Origin of the sequence: Pseudoalteromonas sp. H105 (genome assembly GCF_001469215.1) — a bacterium.
GTDB lineage: Bacteria > Pseudomonadota > Gammaproteobacteria > Enterobacterales > Alteromonadaceae > Pseudoalteromonas.
This window is the reverse complement of the sequence record NZ_LOFH01000010.1, coordinates 40,283-55,768: the sequence shown is the minus strand read 5'-3', so window position 1 is coordinate 55,768 and position 15,486 is coordinate 40,283. Positions and strand designations below refer to the sequence as shown.

15 protein-coding genes are annotated in these 15,486 nt (G+C 43.5%); 8 read left to right on the top strand and 7 right to left on the bottom strand.

The window, feature by feature from the left end; genetic code table 11:
• The first annotated feature begins 44 nt into the window (after positions 1-44).
• The 3 genes from ATS75_RS15775 to ATS75_RS15765 all read left to right on the top strand — a co-directional run bounded on the left by ATS75_RS15775 (position 45) and on the right by ATS75_RS15765 (position 4,213).
• Entirely contained in the window at positions 45-587 is a 543-nt protein-coding gene (locus ATS75_RS15775; RefSeq protein ID WP_058561385.1) for a PH domain-containing protein, read from the top strand.
• A 349-nt stretch (positions 588-936) separates the two neighbouring features.
• Complete coding sequence (locus tag ATS75_RS15770) at positions 937-2,856, top strand: DUF1800 domain-containing protein (protein WP_058561384.1); 1,920 nt, start codon at positions 937-939, stop codon at positions 2,854-2,856.
• A 10-nt stretch (positions 2,857-2,866) separates the two neighbouring features.
• Positions 2,867-4,213, top strand: coding sequence for a DUF1501 domain-containing protein (locus tag ATS75_RS15765; protein WP_058561383.1), 1,347 nt, complete (start codon positions 2,867-2,869; stop codon positions 4,211-4,213).
• Between the two features lie 68 nt (positions 4,214-4,281).
• Here the strand turns inward: ATS75_RS15765 and ATS75_RS15760 are convergent, their stop codons facing one another.
• The 3 genes from ATS75_RS15760 to ATS75_RS15750 form a co-directional block, all read right to left on the bottom strand.
• Positions 4,282-6,063: an alkaline phosphatase D family protein gene (locus ATS75_RS15760; RefSeq protein ID WP_058561382.1), complete on the bottom strand. Its 1,782-nt coding sequence runs from the start codon at positions 6,061-6,063 to the stop codon at positions 4,282-4,284.
• Positions 6,064-6,131: 68 nt separating this feature from the next.
• Positions 6,132-6,476 (bottom strand): rhodanese-like domain-containing protein, encoded by a 345-nt coding sequence (locus tag ATS75_RS15755; protein WP_058561381.1) that lies wholly within the window; start codon positions 6,474-6,476, stop codon positions 6,132-6,134.
• Between the two features lies 1 nt (position 6,477).
• Positions 6,478-6,666 carry a DUF2892 domain-containing protein gene (locus tag ATS75_RS15750; RefSeq protein WP_058561380.1) on the bottom strand — a complete coding sequence of 63 codons (189 nt, stop codon included), beginning with the start codon at positions 6,664-6,666 and terminating at the stop codon, positions 6,478-6,480.
• Positions 6,667-6,795: 129 nt separating this feature from the next.
• Here ATS75_RS15750 and ATS75_RS15745 point away from each other — a divergent pair, with 129 nt between their 5' ends.
• The 3 genes from ATS75_RS15745 to ATS75_RS15735 are packed head-to-tail and all read left to right on the top strand — an operon-like array spanning position 6,796 to position 11,449.
• Positions 6,796-7,098: an ArsR/SmtB family transcription factor gene (locus ATS75_RS15745; protein ID WP_058561379.1), complete on the top strand. Its 303-nt coding sequence runs from the start codon at positions 6,796-6,798 to the stop codon at positions 7,096-7,098.
• Positions 7,099-7,101: 3 nt separating this feature from the next.
• A complete protein-coding gene (locus ATS75_RS15740) occupies positions 7,102-10,389 on the top strand; it encodes an efflux RND transporter permease subunit (RefSeq protein ID WP_058561378.1) in 3,288 nt (1,095 codons plus the stop codon).
• A complete protein-coding gene (locus ATS75_RS15735) occupies positions 10,379-11,449 on the top strand; it encodes an efflux RND transporter periplasmic adaptor subunit (protein WP_058561377.1) in 1,071 nt (356 codons plus the stop codon). The genes ATS75_RS15740 and ATS75_RS15735 overlap by 11 nt, the downstream gene beginning before the upstream one ends.
• Here ATS75_RS15735 and ATS75_RS15730 read toward each other — a convergent pair.
• Positions 11,442-12,119, bottom strand: coding sequence for a nitroreductase family protein (locus tag ATS75_RS15730; protein ID WP_058561376.1), 678 nt, complete (start codon positions 12,117-12,119; stop codon positions 11,442-11,444). The two genes, ATS75_RS15735 and ATS75_RS15730, sit on opposite strands and share 8 nt — an antisense overlap.
• Positions 12,120-12,312: 193 nt before the next feature.
• The gene (locus tag ATS75_RS15725; protein WP_058561375.1) at positions 12,313-12,678 is read right to left on the bottom strand and encodes a YfeK family protein; all 366 of its coding nucleotides are present in this window, start codon (positions 12,676-12,678) and stop codon (positions 12,313-12,315) included.
• Positions 12,679-12,904: 226 nt separating this feature from the next.
• Between ATS75_RS15725 and ATS75_RS15720 the strand changes: the two genes are divergently transcribed.
• Together ATS75_RS15720 and ATS75_RS15715 are read left to right on the top strand one after the other, a co-directional pair.
• Entirely contained in the window at positions 12,905-13,219 is a 315-nt protein-coding gene (locus tag ATS75_RS15720; protein ID WP_058561374.1) for a Bor family protein, read from the top strand.
• Positions 13,216-13,545, top strand: coding sequence for a Bor/Iss family lipoprotein (locus tag ATS75_RS15715; RefSeq protein WP_058561373.1), 330 nt, complete (start codon positions 13,216-13,218; stop codon positions 13,543-13,545). Before ATS75_RS15720 ends, ATS75_RS15715 begins: the two co-directional genes overlap by 4 nt.
• Here the strand turns inward: ATS75_RS15715 and ATS75_RS15710 are convergent, their stop codons facing one another.
• The gene (locus ATS75_RS15710) at positions 13,546-14,784 is read right to left on the bottom strand and encodes an ABC transporter permease (protein ID WP_058561372.1); all 1,239 of its coding nucleotides are present in this window, start codon (positions 14,782-14,784) and stop codon (positions 13,546-13,548) included.
• On the bottom strand, positions 14,777-15,484 hold the full coding sequence (locus tag ATS75_RS15705) for an ABC transporter ATP-binding protein (RefSeq protein ID WP_058561371.1): 708 nt from the start codon (positions 15,482-15,484) through the stop codon (positions 14,777-14,779). Before ATS75_RS15705 ends, ATS75_RS15710 begins: the two co-directional genes overlap by 8 nt.
• Positions 15,485-15,486 lie beyond the last annotated feature (2 nt).

Genomic DNA, 15,486 nt, shown 5'->3' with positions numbered 1-15,486 from the left:
TTAGCGTATCTTGAATTTATAATTACAAAAAGGAAGTAACTACGATGTCAGAGTCTGTTTTAAAAACTGCCGCATTTGATCCCAAAATAAAGTCTTACTGGTTAGTGTTTGCACTATGTATAAGCACAATTAGTATTGTCAGCATTCCTTTAATCCCCATTATTGTGTTGATTGTCTGGCTTGTCAGCGGTCGTATTTTAGCGGCGATGTCGGCTGAACTTTTAGAGCGAAAGCTGGTGGTTAAACGTGGTATTTTATTTAAAGTAGAAAAATCGATACCGCTAGAGAAAATCACTGATGTTGGATTAAGCCAAGGCCCGCTGATGCGGTTATTTGGTTTGTATCGCTTGAGCTTTGAAACGGCCGGGCAGTCTGGACAAGGGGCATTAGTATCATTATTGGGTGTCGTTGATGCCAGTGAATTTCGTGAGGCGATTTTAACGCAAAAAGATAACCTAACGTCTTCGCAACCGGGTAAAGCGCAAAATAATGAGCCTGATAGCCAGCTAGAGTTACTGCGCGCGTTAACTTACAGCGTAAAAAATATCGAGCAGATGATGATGACTTTGCTAGACGAAAAAAAGTAAATAGGTGTATTTTTAAGGTTATTAATAAACCCTTAAACCCTTGTTGCAGAGCAAGCCTTCACCCTCGTTCGACAGGGTTTATAAATAGGGGCCTCAACGCAATCTGAGCCCCTTATCTGATCGTTATTTTTACCACAACGTATAAAAAATAATCATTTTTACAATAAACAGATAATCCCCCAATAAAATAAACAGGTAGTTTACTTTTTTACAGCACGTTATTTGCTTAACATGTGAGCCGTTGAAATACCGACAAACGCCTTAGAGCTGTCAATAGCGGTTTGTGTTTTAATGGTGCCATAGGCTACATTGTAGGTAGGCGTCGTTTATTCAGAGGTGTCGAACTAATATGAATTACAGATTATTTTTGATACTTAGTATTGCCAGTATACTCAGTGGTTGTGGTGGAGGAGGCGGTAACAGCGAAAGCGATGTCCCCCCTGTAGTCACGCAAAATAAATCCCCTTCAATTTCTGTTGCTAACGTGCCTAGTGAGGTAGCTAAAGGGCAATCACTCACATTATCAGCAACAGCCAATGATGAAGATGGCAGTATTGCCAGCGTTATTTGGCAGCAGACCACAGGACAAAACGTACTTGCTGAGCCTATCGATGCTAACTCAATAACACTTGATCTAGCGCCTGCGTCGAGCTTTACGCCAACAGAGTACGCTTTTACTGTAACTGCAACGGATAACCAAGGCGCCACTGCAACAACCAATATCCGCTTTATGGCGCTTAATCGTATGGATCAATTCGCCAGCTCGCGGTTATTGCACCAAGGCAGTATGGGCCCAACACTCAATGAAATACGCCAATCACAAGGGCTAAGTGAGCAGCAGTGGCTTGATGAGCAAATCGCCTTACCTGTCGGTTATCATCGCAATTACTTAACAAAAAGCCCGGGTGAAGATGAGTTTGGTTACATCAATCGTGTGGACGCTTGGTGGAAAGCGGTGATGCGCAGTAATGACCAGCTTAGGCAACGAGTGGCATTTGCATTAAGCGAAATATTGGTGGTGTCTGATGCCAATAATGGTTTGCGCTCAGAGCCAGAAGCAATGGTTGGCTACTATGATTTACTCCTTGAGCATGCATTTGGTAATTACCGGGACTTGCTTGAAGCGGTAACACTCTCGCCTGTCATGGGGACATATTTAAGTCATTTAGGCAATGAAAAAGCGGATGAAGCACTTAACATTCGCCCAGACGAAAACTATGCCCGCGAGGTCATGCAGTTATTCACTATTGGTTTAGACGAGCTAAATCTCAATGGTTCGTTAAAACTCGATGCTCAAGGCAATAGCATGGCCACTTACGGCCAGGATGAAATTCAAGGCTTCGCGCGTGTATTTACCGGTTGGACATATGCCGATAATGAAACATTTAAGCGCAAAAATCGCAATTACATCAAGCCTATGAAGGCCTTTGCAGAGTATCATTCAAATAAGCAAAAGGTGTTATTGAATGGCCAAGTGATCCCCCCTGACTATGGACCCCAAGAATCGCTTGATATCGCACTCGATAACTTATTTAACCACCCTAATGTTGCCCCATTTATTACCAAGCAACTTATTCAGCGTTTGATAACCTCTAACCCAACACCACAATACGTTGAACGCGTTGCTAGCGTGTTTAATGACAATGGGCAGGGAGTGCGCGGTGATTTAGCTGCCGTGATCAAAGCTATTTATTTAGACGATGAAGCGCGCCATTTTGGTGCTGTTTTAACCTATCAAGGTAAGATTAAAGAGCCGTTACTTAAAGTAGTGCAGTTTTGGCGGAACCTTGATGCAAGATCATTAGATGATGAATACAGAACGTGGAACACTTTTGATAGGTTAGGGCAAGGTCCCATGCGCTCACCTTCGGTATTTAACTTTTTTCGGCCTGACTATCAACCCGCGCAACTACGTGCAGATGGCTTGTTAGCACCTGAATTGCAAATTGCAGGGGATGCAACGCTCATTGGCACAATGAATGAACATTACTCTGAGCTAGTGTGGGGTGTGGCAGAAAAACAAACAGAGTTAAAGTCGAGTAGTATCTATGTTTATCTGCAAAATGATATGAATATTTTACAAAGCAATGGTATTGAAGCATTGCTAGATCAGTACAATGTTGTGTATTACGCTGGCTCAATGAGTGACCATACACGCCAAGCTTTACGGGATTTAGACGCTTATTTTGATGATGACCAATACCCAGAAAGAGTATCGTATTTACTGTATATGATTGCCATTTCACCTGAATTTAACCTGCAGTATTAGGAGAAATATAATGAGTTTAAATAGACGACAATTTTTATCATTATGTTTAAAAGGTGGAGTATCAGCAGCCGCGTTGACAAGTTTGCAGTTACAAGCACTCACCGGCTCAATAAATACAGCTCAGTTAACCGACTACAAAGCATTGGTGTGTGTGTTTTTATATGGCGGTAATGATTCACTTAATATGCTTGTTCCGCTAGCAGGTGAACAACGCGTACTGTACGAACAAAGCCGACAAAACCTTGCGGTAGTTTCACCTGTGGCATTAAATACCCCAACAAATTTTGCCGGTGGGGTGGGTCTTCATCCTTCTTTAAGTGCCATAAAAAATGTATTTGATTCAGCCAATTTAGCGTTTGTTGGCGGTGTTGGTACTTTGCTTACACCAACCACTTACAATGACTACAAAAATAAAACCACTGCACTACCTGAGCACCTATTCTCACACAATGATCAACAAGCATCATGGATGTATGGCCGCGAAAAACAGTCGCTAAACAGCGGGTGGGGAGCACGCTTGTTAGAGCGTTTAGGGCAGCAAGATCAGTTTGCTGCCAATATCTCACTTGATGGGACTAACCTCTGGCAAACGGGCGATCAAACAAAAGCATTTGTTTTGAATAAAAGCGGTATCAGTAAAATTAATGCATTTAGTGGTTATCAGCCTCGCTCAGAGCATGTAACACGTATTATGAATCGTTTGATGAGTAATACTCAGCACCCTTTGAGTACTGCTTATGCAAGCAGCTTTAATTCGGCGATTAATAACACCCAAACAATGAATGCGGCGCTGGAATCGGGCGTTGAGTTTTCAACGGTATTCAGTGATACGTCTTTATCAGAACAGCTAGCAGCGGTTGCCAAAGCGATTAGTGTTCAATCGAGGTTAAGCACACAAAGGCAGGTGTTTTTTGTTTCTATGGGGGGGTTTGATACCCATGATGATCAATTAGATACCCATCCACTATTACTTAACACACTCGCTCAAGGGCTGGCTGAATTTGACAGTGCAATGAAAGAGCTGAATATGGCTAACAATGTAACAACATTTACTATGTCTGACTTTGGCCGTACTTTAACGTCAAATGGAGATGGTACCGATCATGGGTGGGCAGGGAATCAAATTGTGATGGGCGGTGCAGTCAAAGGCGGGGATATTTACGGTGAGTTACTTACTCAGCATTTAGATGGTCCGCAAGATGTTGGCTCAGGGCGCTTAATTCCACGTGTTGCAAATGAGCAATACTTTGCTACTTTAGCCAAGTGGTTTGGTGTACCAGACTCTGAGCTTGTCGATATATTTCCAAATTTAAGTAATTTTAATCAGCATACGCTCAATGTGTTTGGTAGCAGCTGACATTATAATACTGTTGATTACTCAGCTTAAGTGAATCGCTTAAGCTGAGTGTATTTATCACAATACCATTAACCTTGAATCTGTGGTTGTCCAGCGATTACATGAAGTTCGTTACTGCGTTCAGTTTGCATGGTGTATGAGGCCGTTTTTATGCTACTGACGTATTGCCACTTTGCGGTTGCTTGTTCAGGGGTAAAGGTAATTGTTAAATATCCACGATCAACAAGGTTGTTATACACCAAGTCGTTTACTAGTAATGGAATAACTTGTTCCATTTGAGCTGTGACTTCTGGTCCTTGGGTATTCAATGCTAAGTACTCTTCAAGGCCAGGTGAAGACACTGATGAGGTGGCAAATTCAACCCCGGCATTTTGCGAAGCTGCGATTGGGTTGGTTGCATCGGTGGTTAGCTGACCTGCCCATGCATTATGCGTATCACCGGCCAACACAACTAAATTCTTTTGCAAAGCGATTGCAGTACCAAGTAGTACTTCGCGTTCGTAAGCATAGCCGTCCCAGGCATCTAAATTATAAGGTGCAGTGGTATCAACACGGGCTCGCTCTGCGTCAGTTACTGTTGGATCGCCGGCCAAAATACGGCCTTTGATTTGAGCTAATTCTGCAAACACTGCATTGGCTTGAGCTAATAGTGGCGCAATATCACCTCCGCCAGCTTGCGTTACCTGTAGGGTCACCAATAACTGTAATATTTCGAATGGTAAATACATTTTGGTCATCAATACTTGTTGGCCAAGAACTTGCCATTGAGCGTTTGATGTTGTCATTCCATCCGTCAGCCACGTGAGCTGCTCATTACCGAGTAATGCACGACTAGGCGAGCTAATGGCATTGACAAAATCGCTTTGCCCCTGCGCACTGGTTAAGTCAAAATCACCGTAGTTTAGCTGCTCATCACGCGCCAAAACTCGGGTATCTAGCATATACAACGACACTAAATCGCCAAACTCAAAACGGCGGTAAATACGTTCTTTATCGGCGACATTGCGGATTGGCATCCATTCAAAATAGGCTTGTAGGGCATGGAGCTTTCTTTCGCTAAACTCCCCTTCGCCATCGTTATGGTTCTCTGCACCTTCACGCCATGTATCATTGGTTACTTCGTGGTCGTCCCACACGGTTATAAATGCACAATTACTATGCGCTGCTTGTAAATTACGGTCTGTACGATAGTGCGCATAGCGTTTACGGTAATCAGTTAAACTGATTATTTCTTCGCTATTGTCTTGTGGCAGTAACCGTCCTAACAGCGCCGCATCTTGCGAAGCATAGCCACCATTCCCGTATTCATAAATATAATCGCCTAAGTGTAATACGGCGTCTAAATCAGTTTGTTTTGCTATTTCACCATACACATGAAAAAAGCCCGCAGGGTAGTTGGCACATGAAATAACAGCAAACTTCACTTGATCAATATTGCCTGTAGGCAGTGTTTTACCTGAACCAACAGGCGATGCTTTTCCATTAGAGATAAAGCGGTAGTAGTAGGTGGTATTAGCATCTAAGCCTTGAAGGTCCACTTTTAAAGTGAAATCACTGGCGGTTGTTACAAGCGCTTCGCCATCATGGCTAATGTTATTGAAATTAGGGTCTGTCGCGGCTTGCCACTGTACTTTAATGCTACTGGTTGCTGTATCGAGTGGCGTTACACGGGTCCATAAAATTAGGCTATCACTGAGTGGATCGCCACTGGCTACTCCGTGATCAAAACTAATTTCAATGGTTTCATCATCGTCTTCATCAAATGTACACCCTGTGATGCCCAATGATAAAACGGCAGCGCCGAAACCCGCTGCCGATGCTTTTAAAAAACTTCTCCGTGTAAACGTCATTGCTCTGTACCGTTAAAAGTAAAACAATGAGCTTATCCGACCAGTATGACTATTATATGAAACAGATATTAAAATACGTGGCAGATAGTATCCGCTTTACACGTAATGACAGTCACGTTTTCGTAGCCAACACGCGTGAGCGCTTCTGCACTGAGTGTTGCGCGTGCACCACTGGCGCAATGAAGATAAATAGGACGTGCAGGGTCTTTTTCTATCTCCATTAACTTCATTTCCAGTAAACCACGTGGGATGTTGATTGCACCAATAGCAGCCTTTGTTGTATGTTCGGCAGGCTCGCGAACATCAATTAATAAGCCGTGGTTTTGTTCAAGCTCTTGTTTTGCTTGCGCTGCTTCGATACGACGTTGGTTTGGTGTAATTATTTTCATTAAATCAGGGATAGATGTAAGCATGTTATTCCTCAAAACCAAGTTTTTTTAAGATAGTGATCATTGGGCACCATTTGCTAAATGCCGATTGAATTAAGTTTAGGGCAATAAATACAGTAAACCAAATCCATAATGGATCGTGAAACTGTTGTAACAACAATGAAATGCCAACCATGATGCCTGCAATAAGACGGAGTACGTCGTTTAGTTTCATTTTAACCTCAACACAATGTGAATATGTAATAAATATATTAGAAAAACCTACATTAGTAAATTCTAATATTAGACTTTTCTAATATAACAACCTATACTATTTTGGTACTTTGAATATAAGAGTGAACTTATGACTATCGATTTTGCTGCTATGGCTAACAATGTAGAGCGTGCTGAAAAGCTATTAAAGATATTAGCCAATAAAAACCGTTTAATGATTTTGTGCTCATTACAAGATACAGAGATGAGTGTGTCCGCACTGAATGAAGCTGTACCTTTAGCACAATCAGCATTATCACAGCACTTAGCAGCCCTGCGTAAAGCAAACATAGTTGATACGCGCAGAGAGGGGCAAACAATTTATTACCGTGTGGTGGATCAGCATGCGCAAGCGATGCTGGGTACATTGTATGGCTTATTTTGTAAGGAATAAGAGATGTTTACGCTTGATAGCGCAGTAAAAAATAGCCTCAATGGGCGCATTCCTGTCATTATTTTTGTGATGGCTGTATTGCTTGGCATTATGGCGTTACAGCAGACCCCACGAGAAGAAGAACCGCAAATTGTGGTTCCCATGCTTGATATTTATGTCTCGGCTCCGAACGTTGAAGCGCCGGAAGTCGCACGGTTAGTCACCCAACCTTTAGAAAAACTATTAGCACAATTACGTGGTGTCGAACATATTTACTCAACCACACACAGTAATAGCACCGTTGTTACGCTTCGCTTTGAAGTGGGGCATGATCGCGAGCAAGCCATTTTAGATACATACGCAAAACTTTATAGTTATCAACATACTATGGCATCAGTCATTAGTGCATGGCAAGTGAGGCCGGTTGAAGTGAACGACGTGCCAATTGTGATGCTTGGCTTATTCAGTAAAGATCCAAAACTATACAGTGATTTTGAGTTAACCCGTTTTGCGTATGAAATAGCAAACAGCCTTCAGCGTATTGAAAACACCAGTGAAGTAAAAGTTATTGCAGGGCGCACACGCACCTTAAGCATTAACTTAGATGCCAGTGCATTGGCGGCGCATCAAACAACGTTGGCTGATGTATATTATGCCTTGAGCGCATCAAACCAGCTCACGTACGTTGGCAGTGTTGTCGATGCCGCGCAGCAAATAACGCTACAGGCCGGAGATGTGCTTCGGTCAAAAGCCGCAATAGAACAGTTAGTGGTTAATGTCATTAATGGCAAAACGGTTTATTTAAGCGATGTGGCTCATGTTCTTGATGGGCCGAGTGAGCCAGATAACTATCAGTGGTTAGCACAATCTAATGGCAAGCAAGATCAGCCATTAGTGACCCTCAGTATAGCCAAAAAAGCAGGCACTAACGCTGTTGCGGTTGCCAACGACGTGCATCAAATGATGGCTGAGCTTAAAGCCGGCTTTTTACCCCCTGAAATAGACTACACCACGCTGCGGGATTACGGCCAAACGGCAGATGAAAAAGTGAATAACTTAACGTCAAGCTTGGTGTTTGCTGTTTTTACAGTGGTTATTTTTGTTGGGGTATTTTTAGGCTGGCGCCCCGCGATAGTGGTGGGTCTTGCGGTGCCTATTTGCTATGGCATTACCCTGAGTTTAGATTTTGCTTTTGGCTACACCATTAATAGGGTGACACTTTTTGCATTGATTTTATCCCTGGGTTTGCTGGTGGATGACCCTATAACGGGCATCGACAATATCAGTCGTTTTTTACAAAAAAAGGGCAATAAAAAGCAACAAATCGTAGCCGCGATGAGTGAAATACGCGGTGCACTGTTAATGTCTACCTTGACCATTATGGTGGCATTTATACCACTGGCTTATATCACTGGCATGATGGGGCCTTATATGGCACCAATGGCATTCAATGTTCCGTTAAGTGTGGCGGTTTCTACCATAGTCGCGTTTTTTGTTACCCCATGGCTTGCCATGAAATTATTAAAAGAAACGGGGGCTGAACCGCCTGTAGCGGTGATACAAAAAGCGGGTATTTATGAGCGTATGCTAACACCATTGTTAGCATCAAAAAGCAGAGCAAAGTTCGTTCTATGGATAACCTTAGCCCTTTTTGTCATCAGTGCTTTATTGCCAGTGATACGCGCGGTTCCGCTGAAGCTATTACCCTTTGATAATAAAAATGAAGTGCAAGTGCTGATTGATATGCCAGAGGGAACAAGCTTAGAGCAAACAGCCCTTGTTACCCGAAAAGTGCAGGCTGTAACGTGGCAGCTAAACGAGGTGAGCGAAATAGCCGCTTATGTTGGTCAGCCATCAAGTATGGACTTTAATGGCATGGTGCGCGGGTATTACCGCCGTGAGGCTTCACATTTGGCCGAGCTAAGAGTGCTGTTATTAGATAAAGCAGAGCGAGAGCAACAATCGCATGGCATAGTCATGCGTTTGCGTAAACAACTTGCACCTCTCGCTGTTAACGGCATTGTTATTAAGGTTGTAGAAGTGCCGCCAGGGCCGCCTGTTTTAAGCACCCTTGTCGCTGAAGTATACCGTGACGCATTTGTTGATACTGCGACTTTCCATCAAGCCGCACGCAATGTTGCAGAGCGCTTGAGGCAAGAACCACACGTTGTGGAAGTGGATACCAGTATTGCCGCGCCAGCTCCTTTACAGCGTTTTATTAGCGATAAAACAAAAGCGGCACTATCAGCGGTGTCAACCGACGACATTGCCAATACACTGTCGATCGCCTCTGCGGGTAAGCGTGTGGGGGTGATGTACGTCAGTGGTGAAACGCAACCGGTCGATATTAAGATGCAGCTGCCGTATCAGCAGCGAAATCAGTTAGCAACGCTGCTTGCTATGCAAGTACGTGGCGATCGCGAATTGGCAAAAACCATGGATGAATATGGATTATCGAGTGCGCCTCGTCCGTTAGTGTCCTTGTCAGAGCTCGGTGAGTTTTCATCATTGAACGTAGCTAAACCTATTATGCGCAAAGACCAACGTGATGTCGTTTATGTCATGGCTGAGCTAAATGGCCGTACACCAGCAGAAATTATTGCCGATGTAAATGCTGATTTAAATGCAAGTAATAATGAATTTACCCAAACAGATTGGTTAAGTAGGCACTTTTTCAATAACGGTGGTACCGCAGCTTGGCAGCTACCAGCAGGTACACATGTTACGTTTAGTGGCGAAGGGGAATGGCGAATTACGATTGATGTATTTCGTGATATGGGGATTGCATTTGCATTCGCTTTAACCGCGATCTTTATTATTTTGCGCATTCAAACACAATCAGCAAGCTTATCGTTGATCATCATGTCGGCGATTCCTTTAACGGTGATTGGTATAATGCCTGGTTTTTGGCTGCTCAATCAGTTTGGTGAGCGAAGCATTGCAGGTGCTCCAGAACCGGTTTTATTCACCGCAACAGCCATGATAGGCATGATCGCATTAGCGGGGATTGTTATACGTAACTCGCTTATTCTCGTTGAGTTTATCAATCAATCCAGAGCGCATGGCATGGTAATAAAAGACGCATTAATTGCTGCTGGAACAACACGTTTGCGTCCGGTTCTGCTGACGGCAGGCACCACTTTACTTGGCAACTTAGTGATCACACTCGACCCCGTTTTTAGTGGCCTGGCGATTGCCATAATCTTTGGCATTGTGGCATCGACTGTCTTTTCACTCTTTGTCGTGCCGTTAGTTTATTTTTTAGTTTTTTCAAACACACAAGCAACTGAGGATGATGCTCATGCAAGGTAAATCAAAACTGTTTGGCTCAATCATCGCGTTGGTGGTGATTATTGGTTCAGTACTTTATATGGCTGGGAGTTTTTCAGATAAGCAGGCTGCTGGCGATAAAGTGATCCCCGCATCTGACTACGCAGGCCGAGTGATTGTGGTTAATGCGACAACCATTGCACGTAATGAGCGGGTGCCAGGCAGCGTGATTGCAAAGCAGAATACACAAATTTCATCACGGGTAATGGCGCAAGTAGAGCATTTAAATGTACGAGCGGGCGATAGTGTAACTCGAGGTGATGTGCTAATCAGTTTGGAGCAAAATGACTTTAAAGCGCAATTGGCACAAAGCAAGGCGCAAATAAAGGCGATTCAAGCGCAGCTAACACAAGCTGAGAAACAGCTTAAACGCATGCGTGATTTATATTCACAAGGCTTAGTCTCGGTCAGTGATTTTGATGATGCAAAAGCCAAGTTTGATAATATAACAGCCAACTTAGCGATTGCGCAGCAGCAGCAAACGCAAGCTCAAGTAGCCCTTGAGTTTACCCGTATTAAAGCGCCTATTTCGGGTGTCGTGGTCGAGCGGTTAGTTGAACCCGGTGATACAGCCACTCCGGGAAAACCACTACTTGCCTTGTATAATCCTCAACAGCTTCAACTTGAATTTAATGTTCGAGAACGCCAAGCAATTAAGCTTCAATTAGGGCAAGCGCTGCAAGTCAATTTACCCACATTAAATATAAGCACCGAGGCCATAGTGACTGAAATTGTGCCAGTGGCAGACAGTGCCGCACGTAGTTTATTGATTCGTTTAGACATGGAATCAAATGGCGCACTGATGCCGGGGTTATACGCGCAGTTACAATTGCCGTTACACGCACAACAAGGTGTGATGGTTGCAACTGATTGGGTGCATGAATTTGGCCAGTTAAATATGGTGTATGTGATTAATAATAATGTTGTTGAACGTCGCTTTGTACGCTTAGGAGAGGTGCAGGGTGCAAACGTGCACGTTGTCGCGGGGCTTAACCCCGGCGACAAACTTGCGGCTGATTATAAGCCGGTTTTGATCAGATAAACGTGGCTATCTCGTCGAGTGATTTCTTCACCAGTGCATGATTTGGTACGGTTGCCTCATCACTGGGGTAACCGGCCACTAAAAGCATATAAGGGCGTTCATTGTCTTTGTCTCTGCCACAAATATCGGTTAAAAAGCTCATTGGCTTAGGGGTGTGCGTTAGCGTTGCAAGGCCTGCTCGGTGTAGCGCTTGAATTAAAAAGCCTGTCGCGAGCCCCACTGATTCATGCACATAATAATTGGTGTTTTTGTCATCGGTGTTTAAACCCCCTTTCTTTTGACTAAATACGGCAATTAACCAAGGGGCATGCTCTAGGTAAGGTTTACTGGCATCAGTGCCTAATGGCTTAAGGGCATCAAGCCATTCTTCGCCCGCGCGCCCCTCATAAAAAGAGCGCTCTAATTTTTCTGCGGCCTCTCTAATCTGTTTTTTAACGTCACTAGAATGAATCGCGACAAAATGCCACGGCTGATGATTCGCTCCACTTGGGGCGGTCCCTGCGGCTTTGATACAGGTTTCTATAATCTCTTTTGGTACAGGGCGATCGCTAAAGCTGCGAATGCTGTGGCGACGCTGGCTAGTGGTTAAAAACTCCTTTGCGCGTTCAAGCATAATCTCTTCTGGGTATTCATTAAAGTCATTAAGGGGTTGATTGTCGTGTTGTTGCATGGCTTTTCGCTTCTTATTAAAAGGGGATGTTATTTTTATACCTAGTCACGGTATCAGGTGCAAGTAATATCTGCTCTGATTAGTTGCTATTGATATGTTCACTAAATGTTCAGTTTTACTTGAATATAGTGAATCTTGCACTATGATTCAGCAGAATCGAATTCACTCTCCTACATGTGAAACCAAGCCGCATTTATTGCGGCTTTTCTGTGTTTCTAACTTTACGAAGCTCGGCTGTTAACCACACATTTGCTGTAAGTTGTGTACCATCCTTGAGAATAACGGTATACGCTTTTCCGCTCCAAGCACTTTTTGTCGCTAAATTATTGATAAAGTCATCCGCTGTTTTGGCATAACGCTTACCTTTTTTGTACTTCATGGCTAGGTGCTCAGCAGCTTCCGTGCTGGTGTGATTATTTCCATTACGAATAAACGTTGCATCACTGTGAGCTATAAACGTAATGAGGTGGTTAACCTCTTTATCGACCGTGCTTGCTTGACTAAATAATGTGATTAAAGCAATGCTTAGCCAGCATATATACAGTATTAATTTATTCACTTAGGCGCCTTATTTTTTCTCATGTAACTGGGTGGGGCTTATTTACTTGGTATTCTGTTTCAGCTTAACTTTGTCCTTTTAATATAATCAACTAGGTACTAAGTTCACTGTTAAAAAGTGTGCTGAGTTCTACTGTTTGTCTACAAAATTACTACAGTTTTTTACCTTTTAATAGCGCTCCTCTATATACAATTACAACTCTTAAACACATAAAAGGACAAACCTGATGAAGGCGTTAATCACATGTTCAATAGTACTAATGCTGAGTGCATGCTCGTCGGTGACAATTCAGCCGCAAAAAATTGCCAAATTGAGCGCTAAACCAACGTATCAAGATAGTCGCCCTTTTTTCATGTGGGGACTGGTTGGCGAAGAGCGTGTGGATGTGAAAAAAGTATGTGGCGATCAAAGCGTGTTGCAAATGCAGTCGCAACAAACCGCCACGGATGGGGTGTTAGGATTAGTAACATTAGGCATTTACGCGCCTCATACGGTAAAAGTATGGTGTGATGAGCAGCAAGCAGCAGGAGGCATGTTATGAAAAAATTAACGGTATTAGCAGCTAGTTTAGTGATACTCAGTGCGACTGGGTGTACCAATATCCATTTTGATAATGGTGAATATACAGCGTCACAGAAAGCCAATAAAACAAAACAGTGGCACCACAATTTTGCGCTTGGGTTATACGAGGGTTCCGATGCGATTAATTTATCGCAAACGTGTGCGGACGGTCAGTGGCAGAGTGTTCATACGTATAAATCGTTTGTGAATGGTTTAGCTGAAATGGCCGTTAATGAAGTAGGCCCTGTTTGGTACCCTAAAACTGTCGAAGTCGACTGCGCTAAGGTACCTTACAAGGTGCAATAATTACTCGTAACGCAGTGCATCAATAGGATTCAGCCTTGCTGCTTTAATAGCCGGGGCTAATCCAAACACAATCCCAATTAATGAGGTAAACCCAAACGACAACATAATAGCCCACCCAGGTATATACGCATCAGGCATACTTGGCACAGAGAGCGAAATAAGCGCCGCAGCGCCATAACCAATCGCCAGACCAATTAACCCGCCAAAGAGTGATAACACCACCGCTTCAACTAAAAATTGCAGCATGATAAAACCAGGAGTCGCCCCCAGTGCTTTTAATGTGCCTATCACACGGGTGCGCTCGGTCACAGAAACCAGCATGATGTTCATGACACCAATGCCCCCTACCACTAAACTGATACCTACAATTCCCGCGGTGATAGCGGTGGCACTGCCAGTGAACTTATCGACATTGGCGCGGGCTTTTTCTGCGGTTTCAAACTCAAAATCGTTCTCTTCACCGTCTTCGAGTTTATGCAGTTGGCGCAAGATACGGGTAATTTTGGCGAGCACTAACTCTTCATCACTGTTTTCTTTTAACCTAAACATAATTTGTACGTTGCTGGTACTGCTAGCCCCTTCAAGTGCGCTCATAGTACTGATGGGGATATTAATATAATCGTCTTGATCAAAGCCGAGTAAGCTGCCTTGCTTTTCAGCCACGCCAATGATTCTAAACCATTCGCCACCCAGTTTTATGTATTCACCAACGGGGTTGTCAGGGAGGTTTAATTTCTCGATAATTGAAGGGCCAATAAAGGCAACGCGGCGACGTTTTTCATCATCTTCAGCGCGAATAAAACGGCCGAGCTCAGGAAATGTGCGGTATGCTTTTTGATAATCCTGTTCGGTGCCCATCACCCGTGATGAATGACTTTTATTACCGTACTCAGCGCCACCAGAAAAACGCCACGTAAACATTAAAGCGGTAAATGTTTCGGCTTCTTTTACCCGGGCTTTTAAGGTTAAAAAATCGCTGTAAGTGAGCTTTGCATTTTTCCCCACCATTTCTTGTTCAATGCTGGTAAATGGCTTAATTGAAGTAACATCAGGTGCCATGTCGGCTAACTGGTCGTTGATTTGCTTGGTAAAACCTTGCATAACGGCAACCACAGTAATCACTGCCGCCACACCTATAATAATACCTAAACAGGTTAAAGCACTGCGCATGGCATTGGCTTTAATAGCCATGAGAGCTGCTTTAGTGCCTTCCATAATGGCTATAGCAGATTTAAACATGTTGTTTATCTCCTTCGCCTTTACGCACATCACTAACCACTTTTCCGTCCACTAAACGAATCACTCGTTGGCAATGATCGGCAATGTCTTGTTCGTGAGTTACTAAAATAATGGTGTGGCCTTCGTTATGTAGCTCATCAAACAACGCCATGATCTCGGTGGTGGTTTTGCTATCGAGGTTACCGGTAGGTTCATCACCTAATAAAATATGTGGTTTAGTTACTAGTGCACGGGCAATGGCAACCCGCTGGCGTTGGCCACCCGACAACTGACTTGATAGATGATCAACTTTATCACCCAGGCCTACACGCTTGAGAGCTTCAAGTGCTTTTTGTTTACGCTGCTTAGCAGGGATAAAACGATACACCAGCGGTTGCATCACGTTCTCAAGTGCAGAGGCACGTGGTAATAAATTAAAGCTTTGAAAAATAAACCCCACGCTCTCATTGCGCTGATGTGCGAGTTCCGTCTCAGTCATGCTTTTTACAAGTTTATCTTTTAAAAAGTAATCACCACTGGTTGGGGTGTCTAAACAGCCGAGTAAATTCATTAAAGTGGATTTACCAGAGCCGGACGGACCAATGATCGCCACATATTCGTTTTCATCAATAACAACGTTTACATCATCGAGTGCTTTAAATATTTGCTCACCCATTTTGTATTGTTTGTTGATGTGTTCAAGCCTAATAACTGCCGACATTA

Bases quoted from the DNA above. Each gene is read 5' to 3' on its own strand.
- ATS75_RS15775 (WP_058561385.1), top strand. From the start codon at position 45: ATGTCAGAGTCTGTTTTAAAAACTGCCGCATTTGATCCCAAAATAAAG.
- ATS75_RS15770 (WP_058561384.1), top strand. From the start codon at position 937: ATGAATTACAGATTATTTTTGATACTTAGTATTGCCAGTATACTCAGT.
- ATS75_RS15765 (WP_058561383.1), top strand. From the start codon at position 2,867: ATGAGTTTAAATAGACGACAATTTTTATCATTATGTTTAAAAGGTGGA.
- ATS75_RS15760 (WP_058561382.1), bottom strand. From the start codon at position 6,063: ATGACGTTTACACGGAGAAGTTTTTTAAAAGCATCGGCAGCGGGTTTC.
- ATS75_RS15755 (WP_058561381.1), bottom strand. From the start codon at position 6,476: ATGCTTACATCTATCCCTGATTTAATGAAAATAATTACACCAAACCAA.
- ATS75_RS15750 (WP_058561380.1), bottom strand. From the start codon at position 6,666: ATGAAACTAAACGACGTACTCCGTCTTATTGCAGGCATCATGGTTGGC.
- ATS75_RS15745 (WP_058561379.1), top strand. From the start codon at position 6,796: ATGACTATCGATTTTGCTGCTATGGCTAACAATGTAGAGCGTGCTGAA.
- ATS75_RS15740 (WP_058561378.1), top strand. From the start codon at position 7,102: ATGTTTACGCTTGATAGCGCAGTAAAAAATAGCCTCAATGGGCGCATT.
- ATS75_RS15735 (WP_058561377.1), top strand. From the start codon at position 10,379: ATGCAAGGTAAATCAAAACTGTTTGGCTCAATCATCGCGTTGGTGGTG.
- ATS75_RS15730 (WP_058561376.1), bottom strand. From the start codon at position 12,119: ATGCAACAACACGACAATCAACCCCTTAATGACTTTAATGAATACCCA.
- ATS75_RS15720 (WP_058561374.1), top strand. From the start codon at position 12,905: ATGAAGGCGTTAATCACATGTTCAATAGTACTAATGCTGAGTGCATGC.
- ATS75_RS15715 (WP_058561373.1), top strand. From the start codon at position 13,216: ATGAAAAAATTAACGGTATTAGCAGCTAGTTTAGTGATACTCAGTGCG.
- ATS75_RS15710 (WP_058561372.1), bottom strand. From the start codon at position 14,784: ATGTTTAAATCTGCTATAGCCATTATGGAAGGCACTAAAGCAGCTCTC.
- ATS75_RS15705 (WP_058561371.1), bottom strand. From the start codon at position 15,484: ATGTCGGCAGTTATTAGGCTTGAACACATCAACAAACAATACAAAATG.